Raw genomic sequence first — 17,819 nt, forward strand, 5'->3', positions numbered from 1 at the left:
TCTACATAAGAGCCAGCTCCCTGGAAAGGAACGGTGCCGTCCTGCTGCCTTTGGCGCGCGCCACCTGTTGTGGCGTCCCTTTCGCCACGATGGTGCCCCCTGCCCCGCCTGCGCCGGGGCCTACATCAATCACCCAGTCCGCCTGTGCGACCGCGCGCATGTCATGCTCGATCATCACCACCGTATTGCCCGCGTCCACCAGCCGCTGCAGCTGCACCAGCAGCCGGTCCGCGTCCGACGCATGAAGGCCGGTGGTGGGCTCATCCAGCACGTACAGCGTGCGCCCGCGCTGGCTGCGCTGCAGCTCGGTGGCCAGCTTGATGCGTTGCGCTTCACCGCCTGAAAGTTCCGTGGCCGGCTGGCCCAACCGCAGGTAGCCCAGGCCGATCTCCTGCAGCAACTGCAGCGGCCGGGCAATGGCCTCTTCCTCGCTGAAGAACGCATGCGCTTGGTCGACTGTCATCTGCAGGACCTCGGCGATGTTGCGGTCATTCCACTGCACTTTCAGCGTGGCATCGTTGTAACGGGCGCCGTGGCAGGTGGGGCACGGCGCATAGACGCTGGGCATGAACAGCAGTTCGACACTGACGAAGCCCTCGCCTTCGCAGGTCTCGCACCGGCCCTTGGCCACGTTGAACGAGAAGCGGCCCGCGTCGAAACGGCGGCGGCGCGCGGCGGGCGTCGCGGCGAACAGCTTGCGCACGTGATCGAACAACCCGGTATAGGTGGCCAGGTTGGAGCGTGGCGTGCGGCCGATGGGCTTCTGGTCGACCTGCACCACCCGCTGGATCGCGTTTACATCGCCTGCCAATGTGCCCCGCGTCGTTTCAATCACGGTTGGCCCGTCGGTGGGCGCGCTATCGGCGTTGTCGTCCGCAGGCTCATGCCCGAGGCGCAGCAGCAACAGCTCGGGCAGCGCCTGCGCCATCAGGCTGGACTTGCCGGAGCCGGAAATGCCGGTCACGGCTGTCAGCAGTCCCAGCGGCACCTGTGCGTCCACGCCCTGCAGGTTGTGGCGGTGGATGCCCTTCAGTTCCAGCCAGCGGTTGGCGCTACGCTGTTGGCTGGCAGGCGCCGGCACCTGGTCGAACAGATACAGGGCCGTGCGTGAATCCTGGATCTGGCGCAGGCCGTCGGGCTCGCCACTGTAGAGGACCTGGCCACCATGCTCGCCCGCCTCTGGCCCAACATCCACCAGCCACTGCGCGCGGCGCATCAAATCCAGGTCATGTTCAACAACGAACACCGAGTTTCCGCCGTCGCGAAGCCGCTCCAGCGCGTCGTACAGCGCCTGGCTGTCAGCGGGGTGCAGGCCAGCCGAGGGCTCATCGAGCACGTACAGCACACCAAACAGCAAGGAACTGAGCTGGGTGGCCAGCCGCAGGCGCTGCAGTTCGCCGGCCGACAGTGTGGGCGTGGCCCGATCCAACGAGAGATAGCCCAGGCCTAGGTCACGCAGCTGGCGTACACGCGCCATGACTCCGCCTGCCAGTCGTTGTGCTGCCAGGCGCTTCTCTTCGGACAAGGCCGAGGTCAGGCGCACGTCCGGAGCGCCCTCGTGGGTCGCCTGGCCACTCGCGGCCCTCCGGGCGCGATCGCGGGGTGTCGCGCTCCTGCTGGTGCGATCGCCCTTGCTGTGCGCGCCGAAATCACCTTGTGCGATGGGCTCCAGCAGCGCCGCCAGCTGGTCCAGCGGCAGCCGCATGAACTCGCCGATATCCACGCCGGCAAAGGTGACCGAGAGCGCCTCCGGCTTCAGGCGTTTTCCGTGGCAGGCCGGGCACAGCCTGCCTTCCATGTAGCGCGAAACGCGCTTGCGCATCAGCGCACTCTGGGTGCTGGCAAAGGTGTGCAGCACGTAGCGGCGCGCGCCGGTATAGGTGCCCATGTAGCTGGGCTCCTGCTTGCGCTTGAGTGCGGCACGGGTCTCTGCGGGCGTGAAACCGGCATAGACCGGCACGCTGGGCGCTTCCTCGGTGAACAGGATCCAGTCCCGATCCTTCTTCGGCAACTTCTTCCACGGCACGTCGATGTCGTAGCCCAGCGTGACCAGGATGTCGCGCAGGTTCTGGCCATGCCATGCCGGCGGCCAGGAGGCGATGGCGCGCTCGCGGATGCTCAGCGACGGGTCCGGAACCATCAGCGCTTCGGTCACTTCGTAGACATGCCCCAGGCCATGGCAGGTGCTGCAGGCACCCTGTGGCGTGTTGGGCGAGAAGTCCTCGGCGTACAGCATGGGCTGGTTGGCCGGGTACGCACCGGCACGCGAGTACATCATGCGCACCAGGCTGGACAGCGTAGTCACGCTGCCCACCGATGAACGTGCATTGCTGGCGCCGCGCTGCTGCTGTAGCGCTACTGCCGGCGGCAACCCGTCGATGGCATCCACGTCCGGCACGCCCGCCTGGTCGATCAGGCGCCTGGCATACGGCGCAACGGACTCGAAGTAGCGCCGCTGAGCCTCGGCGAAGACGGTACCGAAGGCCAACGATGACTTGCCGGAACCTGATACGCCGGAGAACACCACCAGTGCATTGCGCGGAATGGAGACGTCGACATTCTTGAGGTTGTGCTCGCGTGCACCACGCACCTCGACGCAACCGCTGGCGGCGGCAGCGCATGACGATTCACCAAAGGGGGTGTTGGACATTTCAGCGTTCCTGCATTCGGCGGGCGGGCCGCGCAATGAGCGCGCCCGGTAGGCCATTCTCGCTGCTGCGGAGTGAATGGTGTGAGGGCGCAGGAGGTGGAATGCCACCTTCACCCCCCCTTGCTACGCCGTTGCGCGGCCAAGGGCTAGCGTGAGTCATCTGCACGATAGGAGGCGATCATGCATCCCGATGTACTTGGCTGGATCGCCACGGCGGTCCTGATGGCGACGTTGATCCGGCAGATGGTGAAGCAGTGGCAGTCGCCAAACCCCGAGGCGGTATCGAAGTGGCTGTTCGTGGGCCAGATGACCGCGTCCGCGCTGTTTACCGTGTACAGCGCGATGCTGGGCAGCACCGTCTTCGTGGTGACCAATGCGATGTTGCTGTTGACGGCCGTGGTGGGCCAGGTGATGGCCTGTCGCCGTCGTGGCCGACCCCGAACACCCCCGCCCTGCTGATTGTTAACGCGTTTTGCCTGAAGGCTTGACGCCACGTTGCTCCGCCCTTGATGGGGCCGCTCACGATGCAGTTCCTATGCTGGGCGCGCCACCTGAGCCGTGGCACCCAACCTGGAGACCGCACCATGCAACGTGATCAGAAAGACCTTCCCCACCCGGACCCGGAAGCGCAGAATCCCGATCCTGTCAGTCCACTGCAGGCGAAGCTGCACAACCGCCGCAACCATGACGAAGCGCTGCAGGAAGCCTTCCCCGCCAGTGACCCGATCTCTCCCTTTGTTGCTGCACCAACCCCGGAAGAGCAGGCCAAGCGCCTTGGGGAGCGGGTCACGCTGCCAGACCGCCGCACGGATAAGGAGGCCGCGGGAGGTGACGCGTGATCGGGCGCGGTTTTGCCCGTGTGGCGGCCGCAACGGCACGATTGTCCGGCAGCCTGGGCGCATTCGTCGCCGCGCTGGGGGTGATCATCACTTGGGCCGCCAGCGGGCCGGCCTTCCACTTCAATGATACGTGGCAGCTGGTGGTGAATACGGGGACGACCATCGTGACCTTCCTGATGGTGTTCCTGATCCAGCATACGCAGAACGCCGATACGGCCGCGCTGCACATCAAGCTGGATGAACTGATCCGGGTCAGCAAGGATGCCAACCAGGAGCTGTTGAACCTGGAATCGATGGAGCCCGCTCACCTTGAAGAGATACGCCAGCGTTACGAGGCACTGGCGAAGACCGCTGCAGACATCAAGTTCAAGAAAGAGCATTGCATGCCTTGCGATGCGGACGCGGCCGCCGAGGCCTGAAGGGGGCCGCGACGGCGGCAGACCCGCGTGGGGATGTCCTGGTGCAAGGCGCTGCCCGGCAGGGCCTTGCAGCGCTGTTCCGACGGAGGCCATCGACCGGGGACGCAAGCAGTCCCAAGCTGCGATGCCATCGTGAAGCCATGCCGAAGGCCTGCCGGCAGCGAAACGCAGCCACACACGGTGACGGGCGCCGCTTCGTGAAGACGGCGCGCAGGCTTTCTGCTGACGTTCCCATGCAGCCTTCACCTGGCCCCTGCTTTGGCGCAACCGGGCGACGCCTACGCTGAGCGCTCCACTCAACGCGGAGCCCACTATGGCTATCAAGACGGCGGAAGACCTGTTCATCCATGAACTCTCGGACATCTACAGCGCCGAGAAGCAACTGACCAAGGCCCTCCCACGCCTGGCCCGTGCGGCCGAGAATCCGGATCTGGCGGCGGCGTTCGAAACGCATCTGGAAGAAACCCAGGGCCAGATCGAGCGCATCGACCAGGTGGTGGAGGTGCTTGGCATCCGCCTGAAGCGCATCAAGTGCGCGGCGATGGAGGGTCTTGTAGAGGAAGGCAAGGAGGTGATTGACAGCATCGACATGGGCCCTGTGCGTGATGCCGCGCTGATTGGTGGCGCGCAGAAGGTCGAGCATTACGAGATTGCGTCCTACGGCACCATCGCCGCGCTGGCCAAACAGCTGGGCTACAAGGATGCCCTCCCCTTGCTGCTGGAGACGCTGGAGGAAGAGAAGGCGACCGATGAAAAGCTCACCCTGCTGGCCAAGGGCGGCGGCAACGCCAAGGCCGCGCAGGCTGCCTGAGCCGCGTGGAATGCAGCACGGCCGCCATGGAAGGCGGCCTCAGGGTCGGTACAGCACCTGGTCGTTCGGGCAGAAGAAGGTGCGCCGCCGGGTGGTACCCATGTACAGCTTGCTGATCGGGCCACCGCAGACCGGGCAGATCCTGCGCATATGTACCTGCCAGTGCTTCTTCAACGCGAAGCGGCGCTTCCACTCCAGGAAATCGAAGCTGTAGGCGCGTGCCTGCGTGATCAAGGCGGTGAGCTTGCGCGGCGGCAGGTTGCCCAAGCGAGTGGCCGGGTGCACGCCTATGCGGAACAGCACCTCGTTCTTGATGATGTTGCCGACGCCGGCGAAGACGGTCTGGTCCAGAAGCGCGTCACATACCAGGACGTCCGGCATTGCCTTCAGCTTGCGCCGAGCCAGCTTCGGATCCCAGGCATCGTTCAACACATCCGCGCGCGAATCATAGACGTCGTCCAATGGCTCGCCAATGAGCTTTACGGAACAGGCATAGAAGTTCAGCTCGCCATTGTCGAACCCCAGGGACACCCGCGCAGGGGTTGGCTTCCGTTCGTCGATGCGCCAGCTGCCGAACATCATCAGATGGATGCGCAGGGTCTGGTGGCTGAACTCCAACAGGAAATGCTTGCCCCAGCTTCGAACGGCTTTCACCCTGCGTCCTTGAAGTGGCGACAGATCGATCCGGCTGTTCCCTGAAACCGCGCGGACGACGTGCCCTTTGAAATGCCTCGCAGCCTCGCACAGCAGGACAATGGATGGGCCCTCAGGCATGCTCGTCCTCCTGCAGCAAGGCCTGCAGGCGCAGGGCGTTGCTTGTGGCGTGGCCCAGCGCGGTATTGTCCAGTACGAACCAGACTGATCGTTGCGTGTCGGCTTCGCGCCGCAGCCGTTGCGCAAATTCCGCCAGGGTCTGTTCACAGTACGCACTGCGATAGATCTGTGGCTGGCCGTGCCAGCGCCAATAGCTCCAGGAGCGGTCCCCGCCGGAAATCGCGGCTGAGGGCGCCCGTGCCGGGTCCGCTGCAACCCGTGCAACACCATGGTCGCTCAGCAGGGCGTCCGCTTCCGTAGTGAACCAACTGGGATGGCGCGGCTCACAGGCCACATCGACCTGGACGCGTTCGCGCAGACCCTGCAGAAAGCTCTCCGCCGTCGCCGGTTCGTATGCCAGGCTGGGTGGCAACTGGAGCAACAGCGGACCCAACCTGTCACCCAGTGCCAGCACCCCATCAAGGAACCGCTGCAGCGGCGGCATTGCATCGCGAAGCCGATGTTCATGGCTGATCGAGCGCGGCATCTTCACTGCGAAACGGAAATGGTCCGGTACGCTCGCAGCCCACCGCGCATAGGTACTGGGCAAGTGCGGACGATAGAACGAGGAGTTGATCTCGACCATGGGCAGGCGGGTGGCATAGCGTTGAAGAAGGCTATTGCCCTGCCCAAAGGCTCCCTGCGCCGACCGGGACAGCGACCAGCCAGCGCAACCAATGCGTGTCGGACCAGGCGGCGTCGGAGCTGTGTTCACCGCGCCACCCAGCCGTCAGGTTCCAGAGCGCTGCTGGCGGCGCCGTCCACATTTGACTGCGTCACCCACAGCAGGCGATCGAGCGCGCTGGTGCCTGAAGCCAGCGCCGATGCGCTGCGCACGAAGCCTGTCCAGTCGGAGATGGCAATCTTTCCCAGCGCCAGTTCATCCACCCGCACGCAGCACATCCGCCAATGGGGGAACTGCCGCCGGCCCACCCTCCCCCGGTTGAGTTCGACCACGCCACTGTGGCTGCCGGCTGCCAGGATCCGCTTGTACGCGCTGCTGATCCCCGCTTCGGGGCCTTCGAGGTACTGCAGGAAGCGGCTGCCATCAAATAACAGCGTACCGGTGACATCGGCGGATTCATTGAATAGCACCGCGTCCATCACAAGCTGCTGCAGTCGTTCCGCAGTCAGGCTGTCGGACGCTTCACTTACATAGGCAATTGCGCGAAGAGGCATGACACCACCGGTTGTTGCAGACAGCCCTACCTTAGCGACGCGCATCGTACGCGCGGTGAGACCGGTGTGGAGGTTGCGTCGAGCTGTGGCGTGGCCGCTGCGCATCGCGTCTACACGCAACGTGCGCTTCAGATGTGCGCACGCGTGCCAGCACATGGCGGGCTTCAGCCGCGAGGGCGGCCGGCATGGGCTGACAGTGGCAATCAAGGCGGAATGCCGTATCGGCCCAGGTCGCACTCAGGCGGTCATCGAGCTGGAGAGTGCTGCGCCCGGGAAACCCTTGGGCCTGGCCGGGTCGCGGCCCGGTTCCGCCGAAATCAGCGCCTGCATCACGTGATGCTGGACGCGATTCCCACTCTCCTCCATGCCCACGAAATACACAAAACGGCCATCGAACTTGGCCTGCGCCCCCTCCAGGGCGGTGTTGGCCTGAACGGCTCGCTTCAGCGACTTCATCCACACCCGTTCGGGTGTGCGGTCAAGCTCTACAACAACGGCGGTGCCACCGCAGTCCAGGGACATGCTCTCGACACGCAGCACGCGTGGCGAAGCGGGATCGGTTCCAGGTCGATGCATGGCAGAAGCTCCAGTGTCGAAGATGGCGGCAATAATCCATGGCCGCTGCCAAAATGCCGTCAAGGAACGCCGCGCTCTTTCCACGCCACCTCGACAGCATTGGCGGCACCTTCCCAGCTTCGCACCGGGCTGACATTCCACACGCGCAGCGTTGATGCAGCACAGCACACACTGCAGTTCCCGATGCAATACAGGCATGCGCGCATGCAACCCGATATGAGCTGGCGCAGGTGCAACCTGCTGCTGGTGGAAGATCAGTTCGATCTGGCCGCACTGATGGAGCAGGCGCTCGAAGACGGAGGGGGCCAGGTAACCCATGCGTATAGCGTGTTTGATGCGATGGGGCTGTTGGAGAAGCAGACGTTCGATGGCGCCGTGCTGGATGTGGAGCTTCGTGACGGCGTGGTCTTTCCGGTTGCCGATCGCTTGGCCGAGCTTGGCATCCCGTTCCTGTTTGTGTCTGCGGTCTATGACCAACTGGTGCCGCAGCGCCACCGAAGCGCGGCCTTCGTGGCCAAACCTTTCCACATCGCCCAGTTGCAGCAGGCCGTCCAACGCGTGATGGGCGATGCCTGCACGCCCTTGACCACGCACTGATCCTGCGTCGCAGTCAACTCAGTGGGGTGTCAGCAAGGGAAAACCCGTTTCACTTGCCCTGCGCCGCCCTGCGAAATTCGGGAGGGTCGGCCTACAACAACGCGTCGACCAGTCAGGCCGCTTTAGCATAGGGTTCGACGATCGAGAGGAGCTTTTCCATCGCGGTAGCTCCCGCCTGGTTCGTCGCCGCCCGCTGGATGAAACTGGTCCAGTCAGCAAGGGCGATCATCCGCAGCTCATCCGCACTGACTGGCAGGCAGCGCATTGGCCAGAACGGCAACCGCCGTTGCCCGACACGCCCGCGAGCAAGCTCCATCAGGTCGGTGTGACTGCCGGCGCCACTGACGCGGGAGAAGGCCACATCCAGCCCATCGGCGGGGCCCTCCATGTATTGCAGGAAGTGCCGGCCGTCGAATAGAAGCACGCCGGTCACACCCGCTGATCGGTTGAAGCGGGCCGCATCTTCCATCAGTGCTTCCAAGCGCGCGGACGTGAATCCAGCGACGGCTTCGCTGACATAGACGATGGCTCTGTTCGGCATGGTGGCGCTCCTGCTCTCCCGGTCGCTCAATCTAAGGCCGGTGTCGTTGAGAGACCGTAAACGCCAAACGTGAATTGGTCACATATCGCCCGGCGAACCGGGGTTTTTAACAGCATTTCCGTTGCATCCCGCCATGGCGCGCCGAAGCAGCTGATTTTCAAGCCAACAGGATCGGCTGGCCTGCCGCCGGGGCGGCGCCCAACCCGCCCATCTCCGCCAGATAGGCTGAAAACCCGCCTGTCGCGCGCCCTGCCAGGCGGGCACTGGTCATGACGAGCGGGGCACCCGCCCACCGCACATCAGCGCCGAGACGCTGCAATGTCCTCACCAGCTGGACGTCCTCCCCGCAGTGCAGCGGCGAAAAGCCGCCTGCCGCACGATAGGCCTGGGCGGAAACACCCAGGTTCGCACCGTGGATACGCCCATGATCGTCCCCCCATTGCTGCCGCCTCCGGAACGCCTTGCGCAGGCGCTCCTCGGCGCTGCAGTTCGTTGCGATGTCCACCAGCCCGCAGAAGACGTCCCGGCGTCCCTCAAGCTGTGCGACCAGCCACTCAGGAGGTACCTCGCTGTCCGCGTCCGTGCTCGCCAGCCATCTTGCACCCCGGCCCAGCAGCTCGGCGGCGGCGGCGGCTCGGGCGATGCCGACGCAGCGTGCATCCAACCGCAGCGTATCAACCCGTTGCTGGGCGCAGATGGATTCCGTGGCGTCCGAACAATCGTCCAGCGCAACAATCACCTCCACCGCTTCGCCACCCAGCCCGGGATTCAGGGCCGCCCTCCTGATCGACTGCAGGCACCGCTCCATGCTGGCTGCCTCGTTGTGGGCCGGAACCAGCACGCCTATCACCGCAGGCCCTCCAGACGGGCCAACGACAGCGCGCCGCGCGTCCACCCCTGCAGTACGAAGTCCGCGTCGCGATAGTGGAAGGCCTCCTGCAGGCCTTCACCCAGGCATCGATGCACGACCTCGGTGCGGCTCGCGCGCCCCGGGAACGAGGGCAGCCAATGGCAGGCCACCAGCAGTCCATCATCACGAAGCGCTTCCCCGATACCGGTGCGCAGCTCGCGCAGCGCGCCGGCTCCCAGGTAGTAGCCCATTTCGCCGCAGACGATCAGATCGAAGCGGCCCGGCGGCCATTGCTCGGGATGGCTGGCGCAGTGGACCTGCACGTGCGGCAGGTGGGCCAGGTTGCGGCGCGCCTGGAACGCAGCACGCGGGCTGATGTCGGTTGCCAGAAGGCGCTCGCAGCGGGCGGCCAGGGCCTCGGTCAGCACGCCATTGGAACAACCCAGCTCCCACCCGCGAATGAAATGGCGCTGGCTCAGGCTTGCCAGCAGCAGTGCACGCTTGCGTTCTTCATACCATCGGCTTCGGTAGCCGAACGGGTCCTCCTGCTCATGCAGGTCATCGAAGTACGGTTGCGCGCTCATGCCAGGAAAACCTCGTAGTTTCGGAAGAATCGGGTCAGTACATGCGCGGGCAGCACCGGAGGGCTGTTCAACCCCGGCACGTCGCCCGTCTGCGTCCGGAAATGCGCGATCGCGTTTCGTTTCGCGGCCGCTACTGCTGAAATGTCGACCAGTCTGGGCACCTCCCACGCCATATGTGCACAGGCCGGATCCAGCCAGTGCCATCCCCAGACCGGGTACTCCAGACGGCGGCACCCCACCGCCCGGGCGGCGTGGCAGGCAGCACGCCCTGCCGCTTCATGGTCAGGGTGGCCATCAAACCGCCATGGCGCCAGGACCAGATCGCGGGGCTGCAGTTGCTGTTGCAGCCAGCCTTCCAGGCCCTGTTCGTGCGTGCTGACCGCGCCGTCGGCGATACCCAGGTGAAATATGGAAGCGGCCGGGATGCCGAGTTCGCCCAGTGCCGCGGCAAGCTCCGCCCGCCGTGCCGACCGCAAGCGCGCTGGCGTCCACCACGGCTCGCCCGGATAGCATGCTTCGCCGTCCGTCACTGCAACGACGCTCACCTCCATGCCTTGCCCCACTGCGTGATGGAGCAGTCCGCCACAGCCGAGGATCTCGTCGTCCGGGTGCGGCGCGACCACCACCAGGCGGTCATGCCCGGTGCACAGCGCGCTTGCCGGCGTAATCGGCTGCTGCCAGAGCCAATTGCAGCGCAGCCACGCCTGTTCCTGCGTTCCTTCGCCTTGCAGCGGTGCTTTGGCTACAGCGCCCATGTCGCCTCCTGGGCCGCCCGCTGCCCACCCAGCCACTCCCAATCGCGGTCGGCGTGGTTCTGGCGAAGGAACACGGTCAGGTCCGCGCAGCGGTGGGCATGGGCGTCTTCCAGGCACATGGGCGCCGGGCCCAGGGCCCGACCCGCCAGATCCAGCACGCGCGTAGCCGCCCGCTCGATCACGCAACGAATCCGCACCACGTCCTCGCGATGCGCCGATTCGGGCTCGGCATCGATGCGTGCTGCCAGCTCGCGAAGCAGCGCCGCGGCCGGCGCCAACGCGAGGTCCACTTCACCCAGTAGACGTGCACGATTTCCCTCGGTGCAGGCTGATCGCATGCGTTCGGCCAACGCGACCGCTGCGCCAAACCATACCGCCGCCATACCCGCGCCTCCATGCCAGAAGCCCGGTCGTTGCAGATAGTCATCGCGAGCCCCCAATATCACCATTGGCGCGGCATCAAAGCGCACGGTGGTGGACGGAATCCCGGCCATGCCGACGGCGGGCCATGGCTCACCCGACAGCGTACCCCAGTGCTCCGCTGCGACCTGGCACAGCCACACCCCCTGAGCACTGCGAACCGTGACCAATGCGGCATCCACCCAGGCGCTGCCCGAGCACCAAGGCTTGTCCCCGCGCAGTCTGCCCTCGGCGTCGATGCGAAGTGTGCTCGCCGGGCCTTCTGCCGCCCACACAGCCCACAGTTGGCCTTCAGCAGCCAACGGTGCCTTCAACTCGGCCATGATCGCCTGCGCGTCGTGGTGCGCCTCCAGCACCTTGGCCAGGCAGAGATCTTCGCCCCCCAACGCCGCAAGCGCCCTCCAACGATCCAGTGTCTGCCCGCATCCCGGTAATGGCAGTTCAGGCTGCTGGACGAGCACCTGGCGGGCGCGGTTGATCAACGATGATGGCGGCGTCGCATCCTGCATGAGGGCTTCTGCAATGAAGATATGTCATGAACGTAGGCGGCAGGCGGTCACATCACTGTCTTGGAGGTGTGGCGGGCACATGAATGCCCCGCGCAGTGATCCTCACGCACCTGTCCCACGCCGTTGCTGCCTCACGCGCAGGCACTGCTGCAATTCCCACAGCCATGGCAGCACCACCAGTACCAGCGCCGGCGACAGCACGAGCCACCAGGCCTCAAGCGCCGCAGGATCCACGCTCAGCGACCACCGCGGCTGCGCGTGCCAGCCGACCCAGCCCAGCAGGACCCAGGGCGCGGCATCGAGCACGCTGTGCACGTGCTGCTCCGCTGGACTGATACGCCGGCGGCCGTCCGCGCTGACGGTGTCGAAATAGCCGGTGATCGCGTGTGCGATCACCAGAAGCGCCAGGAGCGCGACGAGTGACCGGGTATTCTCCAGCAGGAGCCATGCCAGCACGCCACTACCAATCAGCAGTAGCTGCAGCCCGTGCAATGCGCTTTCCCGCAACGCAGAGGTGTGCGGCAGGTCGGTACGCCGGTGGAAATGGAAGTCGAGCCAACCGGCGGCCAACCAGAGCGCATAGACACATGCCATGACGATCGCGCTCATGGCGGCATGCTCAGGGTGTCAATACGATCTTGCGGCAGTCGTCGTCCTTGGCGTCAAACATCGCGTAGCCCTGCGCCGCATCGGCCAGTCGCATCCTGTGCGAGATGATGTCGCCCGGGTCCAGCTTTCCTTCCATGATTGCGTCGAGCAGTTCCGGCATCAGTCCCTGCACATGGGTCTGCCCCATCTTGAACGTCAGCCCCTTGTCGAACGCGTCACCCAGCAGGAAGCCATGGATGAAGCCGGCGTAGACCCCTGGGATGCTGACCACCCCGCCGCGGCGTGCAGCTGCAATACATTGCCGGATCGCCACGCCGCTGCTGCCTTCCAGCTTTACAGCGGTCAATGCGGACTCCAGCGCACTGCCCTCGGCCTCGAAACCTACCGCCTCGATGCAGGCATCCACGCCCCGCCCGCTGGTGTGGGCAAGAATGAAATCGGCCGGGTCTTCGATCTCGTTGAAATCGATGGGGGTCACCCCGTAGGCCCGGCGCGCATAATCAAGGCGGTACCGAAGATGATCGATCATGAAGATGGTCTCGGCCCCCAGCAGGCGGCAGCAGGCCGCGCTCATCAGCCCGACCGGGCCCGCACCGAAGATGGCCACCGTTGAGCCCGGCTTCACCCCTGCGTTCAGCGCGGCCTGGTAGCCGGTGGGCAGGATGTCAGACAGGAACAGGACCTGCTCGTCGGCCACGCCTTCCGGAATACGTAGCGGGCCCACATTCGCCTTGGGCACGCGCACGAACTCCGCTTGGCCACCGGCAACCCCACCGTACAGATGGCTGTATCCGAACAGCGCGGCCGGCGGCAGAAGGCCCTTCTGATTCAGCGCCGCGCCCTTGCCGGTATTGGTGGTTTCGCAAGCGGCATACTCGGCCAGCCGACAGTGGAAGCACTCACCACAGGCGATCACGAAGGGAATCACCACCCGATCCCCCGGCTTTACCTGAGTAACGCCGCTGCCGACCTCTTCCACGATGCCCATGAATTCGTGGCCGAGAACATCGCCATCGTGCAGATCCGGAATCTTGCCCCGATACAGATGCAGGTCCGAGCCGCAGATGGCGGTAGCGGTAACACGCAGGATCAGATCGTCATCAGCCGCCAGTACCGGGTCCGGCACGGTCTCGACGCGTACATCCTTGCGGCCGTGGTAGGTCAATGCCTGCATCGCGGTTCTCCAGCAAGAGGGGGTTCCAGCATCGCAACACCCCCCTCCCCCCTGCGGTGACATCCCGGTGTGCATGGTGTTCATTTCGCGACGTCACCGCGTTAACCGCACTGGCCGCAAGCTTCAACCTCCTGCTGCAGGAGCGACCCATGACCGACAAGCTTCCCTTCAATCCGACCACGGACGTCGATGATCAGTCGAAGGCACATACGCCGGACAAGCGGCGCAATGATCGAGCCAGATGGAAGGAGCACGACATGCCCGACGATGGCGATGGGCCCAAGGCTGTACCCGAGGACTACGAGCGTCCTGATCCCGATCCAACAGGGAAACGTTGAGACCGCCTCACATACTGGATGCGCCGGATTCACAGCTCATGGCCCGCTGGCGGCGCAAGCTTCATCATGGCCATTGAAACAGCCTGAACGAGGTGTTGCATGTGGAAGCGCAACGGTCTCTCGCTGGTGCTGCTTGTGCTCACCGTTGTATTCATTGGTGGGCAGGCAATTGCGGGACATCACGTGCACAACCAGGAGCTGCTGCAGCACGGACGCACGCCGATCGATCTCTGGCACTACCTGGCAACCGGGCATTTCGTCAGCGCCACATTCGAGAACTGGGAGAGCGAATTCCTGCAGATGGGGATGTATGTCCTTCTGACAGTGAGCCTTCGCCAGCGCGGTTCGGCCGAATCGCGGCCCTTGGACCCTGCGCAGGAACAGAATCGCGTCGAGCCGGGGCCCACGCCCTGGCCCGTGAGGCGTGGTGGCGCATGGAAAATCATCTATGGCCATTCGCTTGCCATCGCCTTCGGCCTGTTGTTCCTGGCCAGCTTTACGCTGCACGCATTGGGAAGCTGGCGAGCCGAGCAGGCCGAGCAGCGGCTGCAGGGCTTGCCAGTGCCGGGCTTTCTCGAGCACCTGGCCAGCAGCACGTTCTGGTTCGAATCGATGCAGAACTGGCAAAGTGAGTTTCTGGCCGTGCTGTCTCTGGTTGTGCTGACCATCTTCCTGCGCCAGAAGGATTCGCCACAGTCCAAGCCGGTCGAAGCGCCGCATGCGCAGACAGGAGATTGAGGCATGGCACGCCGCCCTTCTACCGCCCTGCTGATCATCGACATGTTCAGTCGTTTCGACTTCCCAGGTGCAGACGCGCTGGCGCCAGCGGCAGAGAACGCGGCCCGGCAGATCCGCCGCCTGAGAGACCACTTCGATGACCAAGGGTGGCCAGTCATCTATGCCAATGACAACTTCTCAGATTGGAAGCGGGACTTCCGCCAGCAAGTGGAGCAGTGCCAGAGGGACGGGGGGACGGCTGCCCGAATTGCCACAACCCTCTCCCCCCTGCCCGGCCACTATTTCGTGCTCAAGCCCAAGCACTCGGCGTTCCTCGCCAGTCCCTTGCCGATTCTGCTGGCCAAGCTGGGAGTACGCCGTCTTTGCCTCACTGGCATGACGGCCGACTCGTGTGTCCTGGCCACGGCGCTGGACGCCAACGCCAGGGAGTTCGAGGTCGTGGTGGCATTGGAAGCTGTGGCGGCGATGCCCTCGCAGAAACGGCATGCACTGGCAGTGCTGGCAGACTCGGGCGCAGCCCGGGTCGTCCGAATTTCGTCGCTGGTTTCTGCGTAATCGGCAGGATCAAATCGAGGCAGTTCAGGCCCGGTCCGCTACACCCTGTACACCGGCATGACCGGCGCAATGTGCACAGCAGAAGATCTGGCCCTTTCCTTCAACGCCATGCCCGATCACCGCGCAGTCGCAATGTGCACAGCGCGGCGCGAATGCATGGATCGCGCACTCGAACGAATCGAAGGTTCCGCTGCGTCCGCCCTGCTGCAGGGTGAAACTCTTGTCGTAGTTGTTGCCGCATACATCACAGGTGGCCATGTGGCACCTCTTCGTGCGTAAGGAAGGTGCAGTGTGGTGAGCGCGGGTGTCGGTGACCGTGAACGCAGTGTGTCCAGAAGGTCCAGAATACGCATTGCAAGGTACTCTAGAACGTGCCCCGCCCAGTTGACGGGTGGGCTGTCCAGGCGTGCGTTCCGCCTGGTCAAACTCTTGCCGTGTTCTGCATCGGTTGGGATGCGGCACGTTTCCGGATCGGTAGCGAAGAACCCGCACGCGAGGGCCGGCTGCAGGGCGGCGATCCTGTTCCAGTGAGCCCATCGCGGCTGTGATGCCGGACGGTCATCGAGGCAACATCGACCTAGACCCGCAATGCCTCCAGCACCAGGCTGAACGCCGGGGAAGGCTGCCGCCTGCTCGGGTAATACAGATGATAGCCGGGGAACAGCGGGCACCAGTCCTCCAGTACCCGCACCAGGCGGCCGCTTTCCAGATGGGGGGCCAGCTCATCAACGGGCAGATGCACCAGGCCCAGGCCGTCAAGCGCGGCATCGACCATGTGCGGTGACGTGCTGAACACCAGCGGGCCATCCACGCGCACATTGATCTCGCGACCCTTCTTCTCGTACTCCCACACATACAGTCCACCGCTGCTGGGAAGACGGATGTTGATGCACCGGTGACCAGTCAGATCGCCCGGCACCTTCGGCATTCCGTACGCAGCGAAGTAGCCCGGCGTCCCTGCGGTGGCCATGCGCAGGCGTGGGCCGATGGGCAGGGCGACCATGTCCTTGTCGATGGATTCGCCAAGGCGAACACCGGCGTCGAAGCGGTCGGCAACGATGTCACGCAGTGCATAGCTGACGTCGAACTCGATGCGGATGTCCGGATAGCGGTGCAGCAGCGGCATCAGCTTGGGCAGCAGCACCGTGCGCAGTACGTGGTCGCCGCTGGTGATCCTGACCTGCCCGGCTGGCGTGTCCCTCAATGCAGTAAGGGCTTCGAGCTCCATTTCGATGTCGTCGAAGTGGTTGCCGATCGACTGCAGCAGGCGCTCGCCTGCCGTGGTCGGCGAAACGCTGCGCGTCGTGCGGGTCAGCAGCCGGATGCCGAGACTCTCTTCCAGGGTCTTGATGGCCTGGCTCAGTGCGGACTGGGTAACCCCCAGCACGCCCGCCGCGCGGGTAAAGCTGCCCTCCCGCGCTACGGTCACGAAAGCCAGCAGATCATTGAAGTTGCGTCGTGCCATGCGTGCAGTGTGTCACAGGAATTAATTAGCACAACTAATTGAGCCATTCGCAATTGATTATCTAATCAAACACCCGCGCGTGGTCCAGACTGGCCCCTCCCCCACCACGGGAGCTCCGGCAGCCGGAGCTTTCCGCCGTCATCGCCCTTCTGGGCCTGGAAACCTTCATGAGTTCACTCAATCTCCCCCCGACCGGGGCGAGCACGGCCGCGCCTGTCCGCTCGGCATCTCCCAGGGAATGGGGTGCCGTGCTGGCCCTGTCACTCGGCGCCTTCGCGCTGGTCGCTTCCGAATTCATGCCGGTCAGCCTGCTGACGCCCATCGCCACGGACCTGCGGGTCAGTGAAGGCCAGGCCGGACAGGCCATCGCGGTGTCCGGCGGGTTCGCCCTGGTCACCAGCCTGCTGGTCTCGCCACTGGCCGGACAGCTGGACCGCAAATGGCTGCTGCTGGGCCTCACTACCGCAATGATCCTCTCGGGAACGCTGGCGGCACTGGCGCCCAGCTTCCCGATGTTCATGCTGGGCCGTGCGCTGATCGGCGTGGCCATCGGTGGCTTCTGGGCCATGTCGGCCGCCACCGCCATGCGCCTGGTTCCTTCGCACCAGGTGCCCCGCGCACTGGCCATCGTCAACGGCGGCAACGCGCTTGCCACGGTCATTGCGGCGCCGATGGGCAGTTACTTCGGCGCCATCATCGGTTGGCGCGGTGCGTTCTTCTCGCTGGTGCCGGTGGCTGTGGTGGCCCTGCTGTGGAAGATCGCCGCGCTGCCATCGATGAAGGCGACCGCCGGGCGCGCTTCCTGGAATGTGTTCGCGCTGTTGAAGCGCCCGCCGGTGGCGTGGGGCATGGCGGGCGTGAGCCTGTTCTTCATGGGCCAGTTCTCGCTGTTCACCTACCTGCGCCCGTTCGTGGAAGGCACGCTGCACGTATCACCTTCGACGTTGTCGCTGTTGCTGCTGTTGATGGGTGCTGCGGGCCTGGCCGGCACGTTGTTGATCGAGCCCTTCGTGCACAAGGCACTCTTCCGCACACTGGTGCTGCTGCCCGCACTGATGGCCGTGGTGGCGGTGTGCATGATCCTGCTCGGCAACACGCTGCCGAGGGTGGCGGTGTTGTTCGCCCTGTGGGGCCTGCTTGGCACGTCGGCGCCCGTGGCCTGGTGGTCGTGGCTGGCCCGCACCCTGCCCGATGACGGCGAGGCCGGTGGCGGCCTGATGGTAGCCGTGGTGCAGATGCCCATCGCCGTCGGTGCGACCGTGGGCGGCCTGCTGCTGGACCACCAGGGCTACCGCGCCACGTTCTGGTTCAGCGCTGTCCTGCTGTTGGGCTCGGTGGTCACGTCCTGCATCGCTGCGCGCTCGGCGCAGCACCATCGCCTGCCTGTCCATACCTGA

General features: G+C 64.8%; 23 protein-coding genes. 9 read left to right on the forward strand and 14 right to left on the reverse strand.

Annotated elements, in window-relative coordinates:
• Nucleotide 1 precedes the first annotated feature (1 nt).
• Nucleotides 2-2,650, reverse strand: coding sequence for an excinuclease ABC subunit UvrA (locus N7573_RS00860; protein ID WP_279911783.1), 2,649 nt, complete (start codon nucleotides 2,648-2,650; stop codon nucleotides 2-4).
• 177 nt (nucleotides 2,651-2,827) lie between these two features.
• Here N7573_RS00860 and N7573_RS00865 point away from each other — a divergent pair, with 177 nt between their 5' ends.
• The 4 genes from N7573_RS00865 (at nucleotide 2,828) to N7573_RS00880 (ending at nucleotide 4,719) form a co-directional block, all read left to right on the forward strand.
• Nucleotides 2,828-3,109 carry a hypothetical protein gene (locus tag N7573_RS00865; RefSeq protein WP_279911862.1) on the forward strand — a complete coding sequence of 94 codons (282 nt, stop codon included), beginning with the start codon at nucleotides 2,828-2,830 and terminating at the stop codon, nucleotides 3,107-3,109.
• A 125-nt stretch (nucleotides 3,110-3,234) separates the two neighbouring features.
• Entirely contained in the window at nucleotides 3,235-3,489 is a 255-nt protein-coding gene (locus N7573_RS00870; protein WP_279911784.1) for a hypothetical protein, read from the forward strand.
• Entirely contained in the window at nucleotides 3,486-3,908 is a 423-nt protein-coding gene (locus tag N7573_RS00875; RefSeq protein ID WP_279911785.1) for a low affinity iron permease family protein, read from the forward strand. Before N7573_RS00870 ends, N7573_RS00875 begins: the two co-directional genes overlap by 4 nt.
• Before the next feature lie 313 nt (nucleotides 3,909-4,221).
• A complete protein-coding gene (locus N7573_RS00880) occupies nucleotides 4,222-4,719 on the forward strand; it encodes a DUF892 family protein (RefSeq protein WP_049463394.1) in 498 nt (165 codons plus the stop codon).
• 39 nt (nucleotides 4,720-4,758) lie between these two features.
• On the opposite strand, the gene N7573_RS00885 is transcribed toward N7573_RS00880, so the two are convergent.
• From N7573_RS00885 to N7573_RS00900, 4 genes are all read right to left on the reverse strand, one after another.
• Nucleotides 4,759-5,493: a DNA-formamidopyrimidine glycosylase family protein gene (locus tag N7573_RS00885; RefSeq protein WP_279911786.1), complete on the reverse strand. Its 735-nt coding sequence runs from the start codon at nucleotides 5,491-5,493 to the stop codon at nucleotides 4,759-4,761.
• Nucleotides 5,486-6,247, reverse strand: coding sequence for a DUF72 domain-containing protein (locus N7573_RS00890; RefSeq protein WP_279911787.1), 762 nt, complete (start codon nucleotides 6,245-6,247; stop codon nucleotides 5,486-5,488). The genes N7573_RS00885 and N7573_RS00890 overlap by 8 nt, the downstream gene beginning before the upstream one ends.
• The gene (locus N7573_RS00895) at nucleotides 6,244-6,711 is read right to left on the reverse strand and encodes a BLUF domain-containing protein (RefSeq protein WP_134950744.1); all 468 of its coding nucleotides are present in this window, start codon (nucleotides 6,709-6,711) and stop codon (nucleotides 6,244-6,246) included. The genes N7573_RS00890 and N7573_RS00895 overlap by 4 nt, the downstream gene beginning before the upstream one ends.
• A 237-nt stretch (nucleotides 6,712-6,948) precedes the next feature.
• On the reverse strand, nucleotides 6,949-7,287 hold the full coding sequence (locus tag N7573_RS00900) for a hypothetical protein (protein WP_053091051.1): 339 nt from the start codon (nucleotides 7,285-7,287) through the stop codon (nucleotides 6,949-6,951).
• Between the two features lie 204 nt (nucleotides 7,288-7,491).
• Between N7573_RS00900 and N7573_RS00905 the strand changes: the two genes are divergently transcribed.
• Entirely contained in the window at nucleotides 7,492-7,884 is a 393-nt protein-coding gene (locus N7573_RS00905) for a response regulator (protein WP_049463399.1), read from the forward strand.
• A 112-nt stretch (nucleotides 7,885-7,996) separates the two neighbouring features.
• On the opposite strand, the gene N7573_RS00910 is transcribed toward N7573_RS00905, so the two are convergent.
• From N7573_RS00910 to N7573_RS00940, 7 genes are all read right to left on the reverse strand, one after another.
• On the reverse strand, nucleotides 7,997-8,425 hold the full coding sequence (locus N7573_RS00910) for a BLUF domain-containing protein (RefSeq protein WP_049463400.1): 429 nt from the start codon (nucleotides 8,423-8,425) through the stop codon (nucleotides 7,997-7,999).
• A 157-nt stretch (nucleotides 8,426-8,582) separates the two neighbouring features.
• A complete protein-coding gene (locus N7573_RS00915) occupies nucleotides 8,583-9,275 on the reverse strand; it encodes a glycosyltransferase (RefSeq protein WP_049463401.1) in 693 nt (230 codons plus the stop codon).
• Entirely contained in the window at nucleotides 9,272-9,859 is a 588-nt protein-coding gene (locus N7573_RS00920) for an SAM-dependent methyltransferase (protein ID WP_180844272.1), read from the reverse strand. Before N7573_RS00920 ends, N7573_RS00915 begins: the two co-directional genes overlap by 4 nt.
• Nucleotides 9,856-10,614 (reverse strand): PIG-L family deacetylase, encoded by a 759-nt coding sequence (locus tag N7573_RS00925; RefSeq protein ID WP_279911789.1) that lies wholly within the window; start codon nucleotides 10,612-10,614, stop codon nucleotides 9,856-9,858. The genes N7573_RS00920 and N7573_RS00925 overlap by 4 nt, the downstream gene beginning before the upstream one ends.
• Complete coding sequence (locus tag N7573_RS00930; RefSeq protein ID WP_279911790.1) at nucleotides 10,602-11,543, reverse strand: acyl-CoA dehydrogenase; 942 nt, start codon at nucleotides 11,541-11,543, stop codon at nucleotides 10,602-10,604. Before N7573_RS00930 ends, N7573_RS00925 begins: the two co-directional genes overlap by 13 nt.
• 102 nt (nucleotides 11,544-11,645) lie before the next feature.
• Nucleotides 11,646-12,152 (reverse strand): hypothetical protein, encoded by a 507-nt coding sequence (locus N7573_RS00935; RefSeq protein ID WP_279911791.1) that lies wholly within the window; start codon nucleotides 12,150-12,152, stop codon nucleotides 11,646-11,648.
• A gap of 10 nt (nucleotides 12,153-12,162) precedes the next feature.
• Nucleotides 12,163-13,326 carry a zinc-dependent alcohol dehydrogenase gene (locus tag N7573_RS00940; protein WP_049463407.1) on the reverse strand — a complete coding sequence of 388 codons (1,164 nt, stop codon included), beginning with the start codon at nucleotides 13,324-13,326 and terminating at the stop codon, nucleotides 12,163-12,165.
• Nucleotides 13,327-13,475: 149 nt separating this feature from the next.
• On the opposite strand from N7573_RS00940, the gene N7573_RS00945 reads away from it, so the two are divergent.
• From N7573_RS00945 to N7573_RS00955, 3 genes are all read left to right on the forward strand, one after another.
• Entirely contained in the window at nucleotides 13,476-13,664 is a 189-nt protein-coding gene (locus tag N7573_RS00945) for a hypothetical protein (RefSeq protein WP_080355380.1), read from the forward strand.
• A gap of 99 nt (nucleotides 13,665-13,763) precedes the next feature.
• Nucleotides 13,764-14,402 carry a DUF6766 family protein gene (locus N7573_RS00950; RefSeq protein WP_071228258.1) on the forward strand — a complete coding sequence of 213 codons (639 nt, stop codon included), beginning with the start codon at nucleotides 13,764-13,766 and terminating at the stop codon, nucleotides 14,400-14,402.
• A 3-nt stretch (nucleotides 14,403-14,405) separates the two neighbouring features.
• Nucleotides 14,406-14,957: a cysteine hydrolase gene (locus N7573_RS00955; protein ID WP_279911792.1), complete on the forward strand. Its 552-nt coding sequence runs from the start codon at nucleotides 14,406-14,408 to the stop codon at nucleotides 14,955-14,957.
• Between the two features lie 24 nt (nucleotides 14,958-14,981).
• Here N7573_RS00955 and N7573_RS00960 read toward each other — a convergent pair whose 3' ends face one another.
• Nucleotides 14,982-15,215: a hypothetical protein gene (locus N7573_RS00960; protein ID WP_049422290.1), complete on the reverse strand. Its 234-nt coding sequence runs from the start codon at nucleotides 15,213-15,215 to the stop codon at nucleotides 14,982-14,984.
• Between the two features lie 319 nt (nucleotides 15,216-15,534).
• Entirely contained in the window at nucleotides 15,535-16,422 is an 888-nt protein-coding gene (locus tag N7573_RS00965) for a LysR family transcriptional regulator (RefSeq protein ID WP_279911793.1), read from the reverse strand.
• Nucleotides 16,423-16,589: 167 nt separating this feature from the next.
• Between N7573_RS00965 and N7573_RS00970 the strand changes: the two genes are divergently transcribed.
• The gene (locus N7573_RS00970; RefSeq protein WP_279911794.1) at nucleotides 16,590-17,819 is read left to right on the forward strand and encodes an MFS transporter; all 1,230 of its coding nucleotides are present in this window, start codon (nucleotides 16,590-16,592) and stop codon (nucleotides 17,817-17,819) included.

Origin of the sequence: Stenotrophomonas sp. GD04054 (assembly GCF_029836955.1) — a bacterium.
Classification (GTDB): Bacteria; Pseudomonadota; Gammaproteobacteria; order Xanthomonadales; family Xanthomonadaceae; genus Stenotrophomonas; species Stenotrophomonas maltophilia_A.

Coding starts and splice junctions, on each gene's coding strand:
- N7573_RS00945 (WP_080355380.1), top strand. CDS start 13,476: ATGACCGACAAGCTTCCCTTCAATCCGACCACGGACGTCGATGATCAG.
- N7573_RS00955 (WP_279911792.1), top strand. CDS start 14,406: ATGGCACGCCGCCCTTCTACCGCCCTGCTGATCATCGACATGTTCAGT.
- N7573_RS00970 (WP_279911794.1), top strand. CDS start 16,590: ATGAGTTCACTCAATCTCCCCCCGACCGGGGCGAGCACGGCCGCGCCT.
- N7573_RS00965 (WP_279911793.1), bottom strand. CDS start 16,422: ATGGCACGACGCAACTTCAATGATCTGCTGGCTTTCGTGACCGTAGCG.
- N7573_RS00900 (WP_053091051.1), bottom strand. CDS start 7,287: ATGCATCGACCTGGAACCGATCCCGCTTCGCCACGCGTGCTGCGTGTC.
- N7573_RS00940 (WP_049463407.1), bottom strand. CDS start 13,326: ATGCAGGCATTGACCTACCACGGCCGCAAGGATGTACGCGTCGAGACC.
- N7573_RS00880 (WP_049463394.1), top strand. CDS start 4,222: ATGGCTATCAAGACGGCGGAAGACCTGTTCATCCATGAACTCTCGGAC.
- N7573_RS00885 (WP_279911786.1), bottom strand. CDS start 5,493: ATGCCTGAGGGCCCATCCATTGTCCTGCTGTGCGAGGCTGCGAGGCAT.
- N7573_RS00930 (WP_279911790.1), bottom strand. CDS start 11,543: ATGCAGGATGCGACGCCGCCATCATCGTTGATCAACCGCGCCCGCCAG.
- N7573_RS00905 (WP_049463399.1), top strand. CDS start 7,492: ATGCAACCCGATATGAGCTGGCGCAGGTGCAACCTGCTGCTGGTGGAA.
- N7573_RS00910 (WP_049463400.1), bottom strand. CDS start 8,425: ATGCCGAACAGAGCCATCGTCTATGTCAGCGAAGCCGTCGCTGGATTC.
- N7573_RS00920 (WP_180844272.1), bottom strand. CDS start 9,859: ATGAGCGCGCAACCGTACTTCGATGACCTGCATGAGCAGGAGGACCCG.
- N7573_RS00960 (WP_049422290.1), bottom strand. CDS start 15,215: ATGGCCACCTGTGATGTATGCGGCAACAACTACGACAAGAGTTTCACC.
- N7573_RS00895 (WP_134950744.1), bottom strand. CDS start 6,711: ATGCCTCTTCGCGCAATTGCCTATGTAAGTGAAGCGTCCGACAGCCTG.
- N7573_RS00925 (WP_279911789.1), bottom strand. CDS start 10,614: ATGGGCGCTGTAGCCAAAGCACCGCTGCAAGGCGAAGGAACGCAGGAA.
- N7573_RS00860 (WP_279911783.1), bottom strand. CDS start 2,650: ATGTCCAACACCCCCTTTGGTGAATCGTCATGCGCTGCCGCCGCCAGC.
- N7573_RS00935 (WP_279911791.1), bottom strand. CDS start 12,152: ATGAGCGCGATCGTCATGGCATGTGTCTATGCGCTCTGGTTGGCCGCC.
- N7573_RS00870 (WP_279911784.1), top strand. CDS start 3,235: ATGCAACGTGATCAGAAAGACCTTCCCCACCCGGACCCGGAAGCGCAG.
- N7573_RS00950 (WP_071228258.1), top strand. CDS start 13,764: ATGTGGAAGCGCAACGGTCTCTCGCTGGTGCTGCTTGTGCTCACCGTT.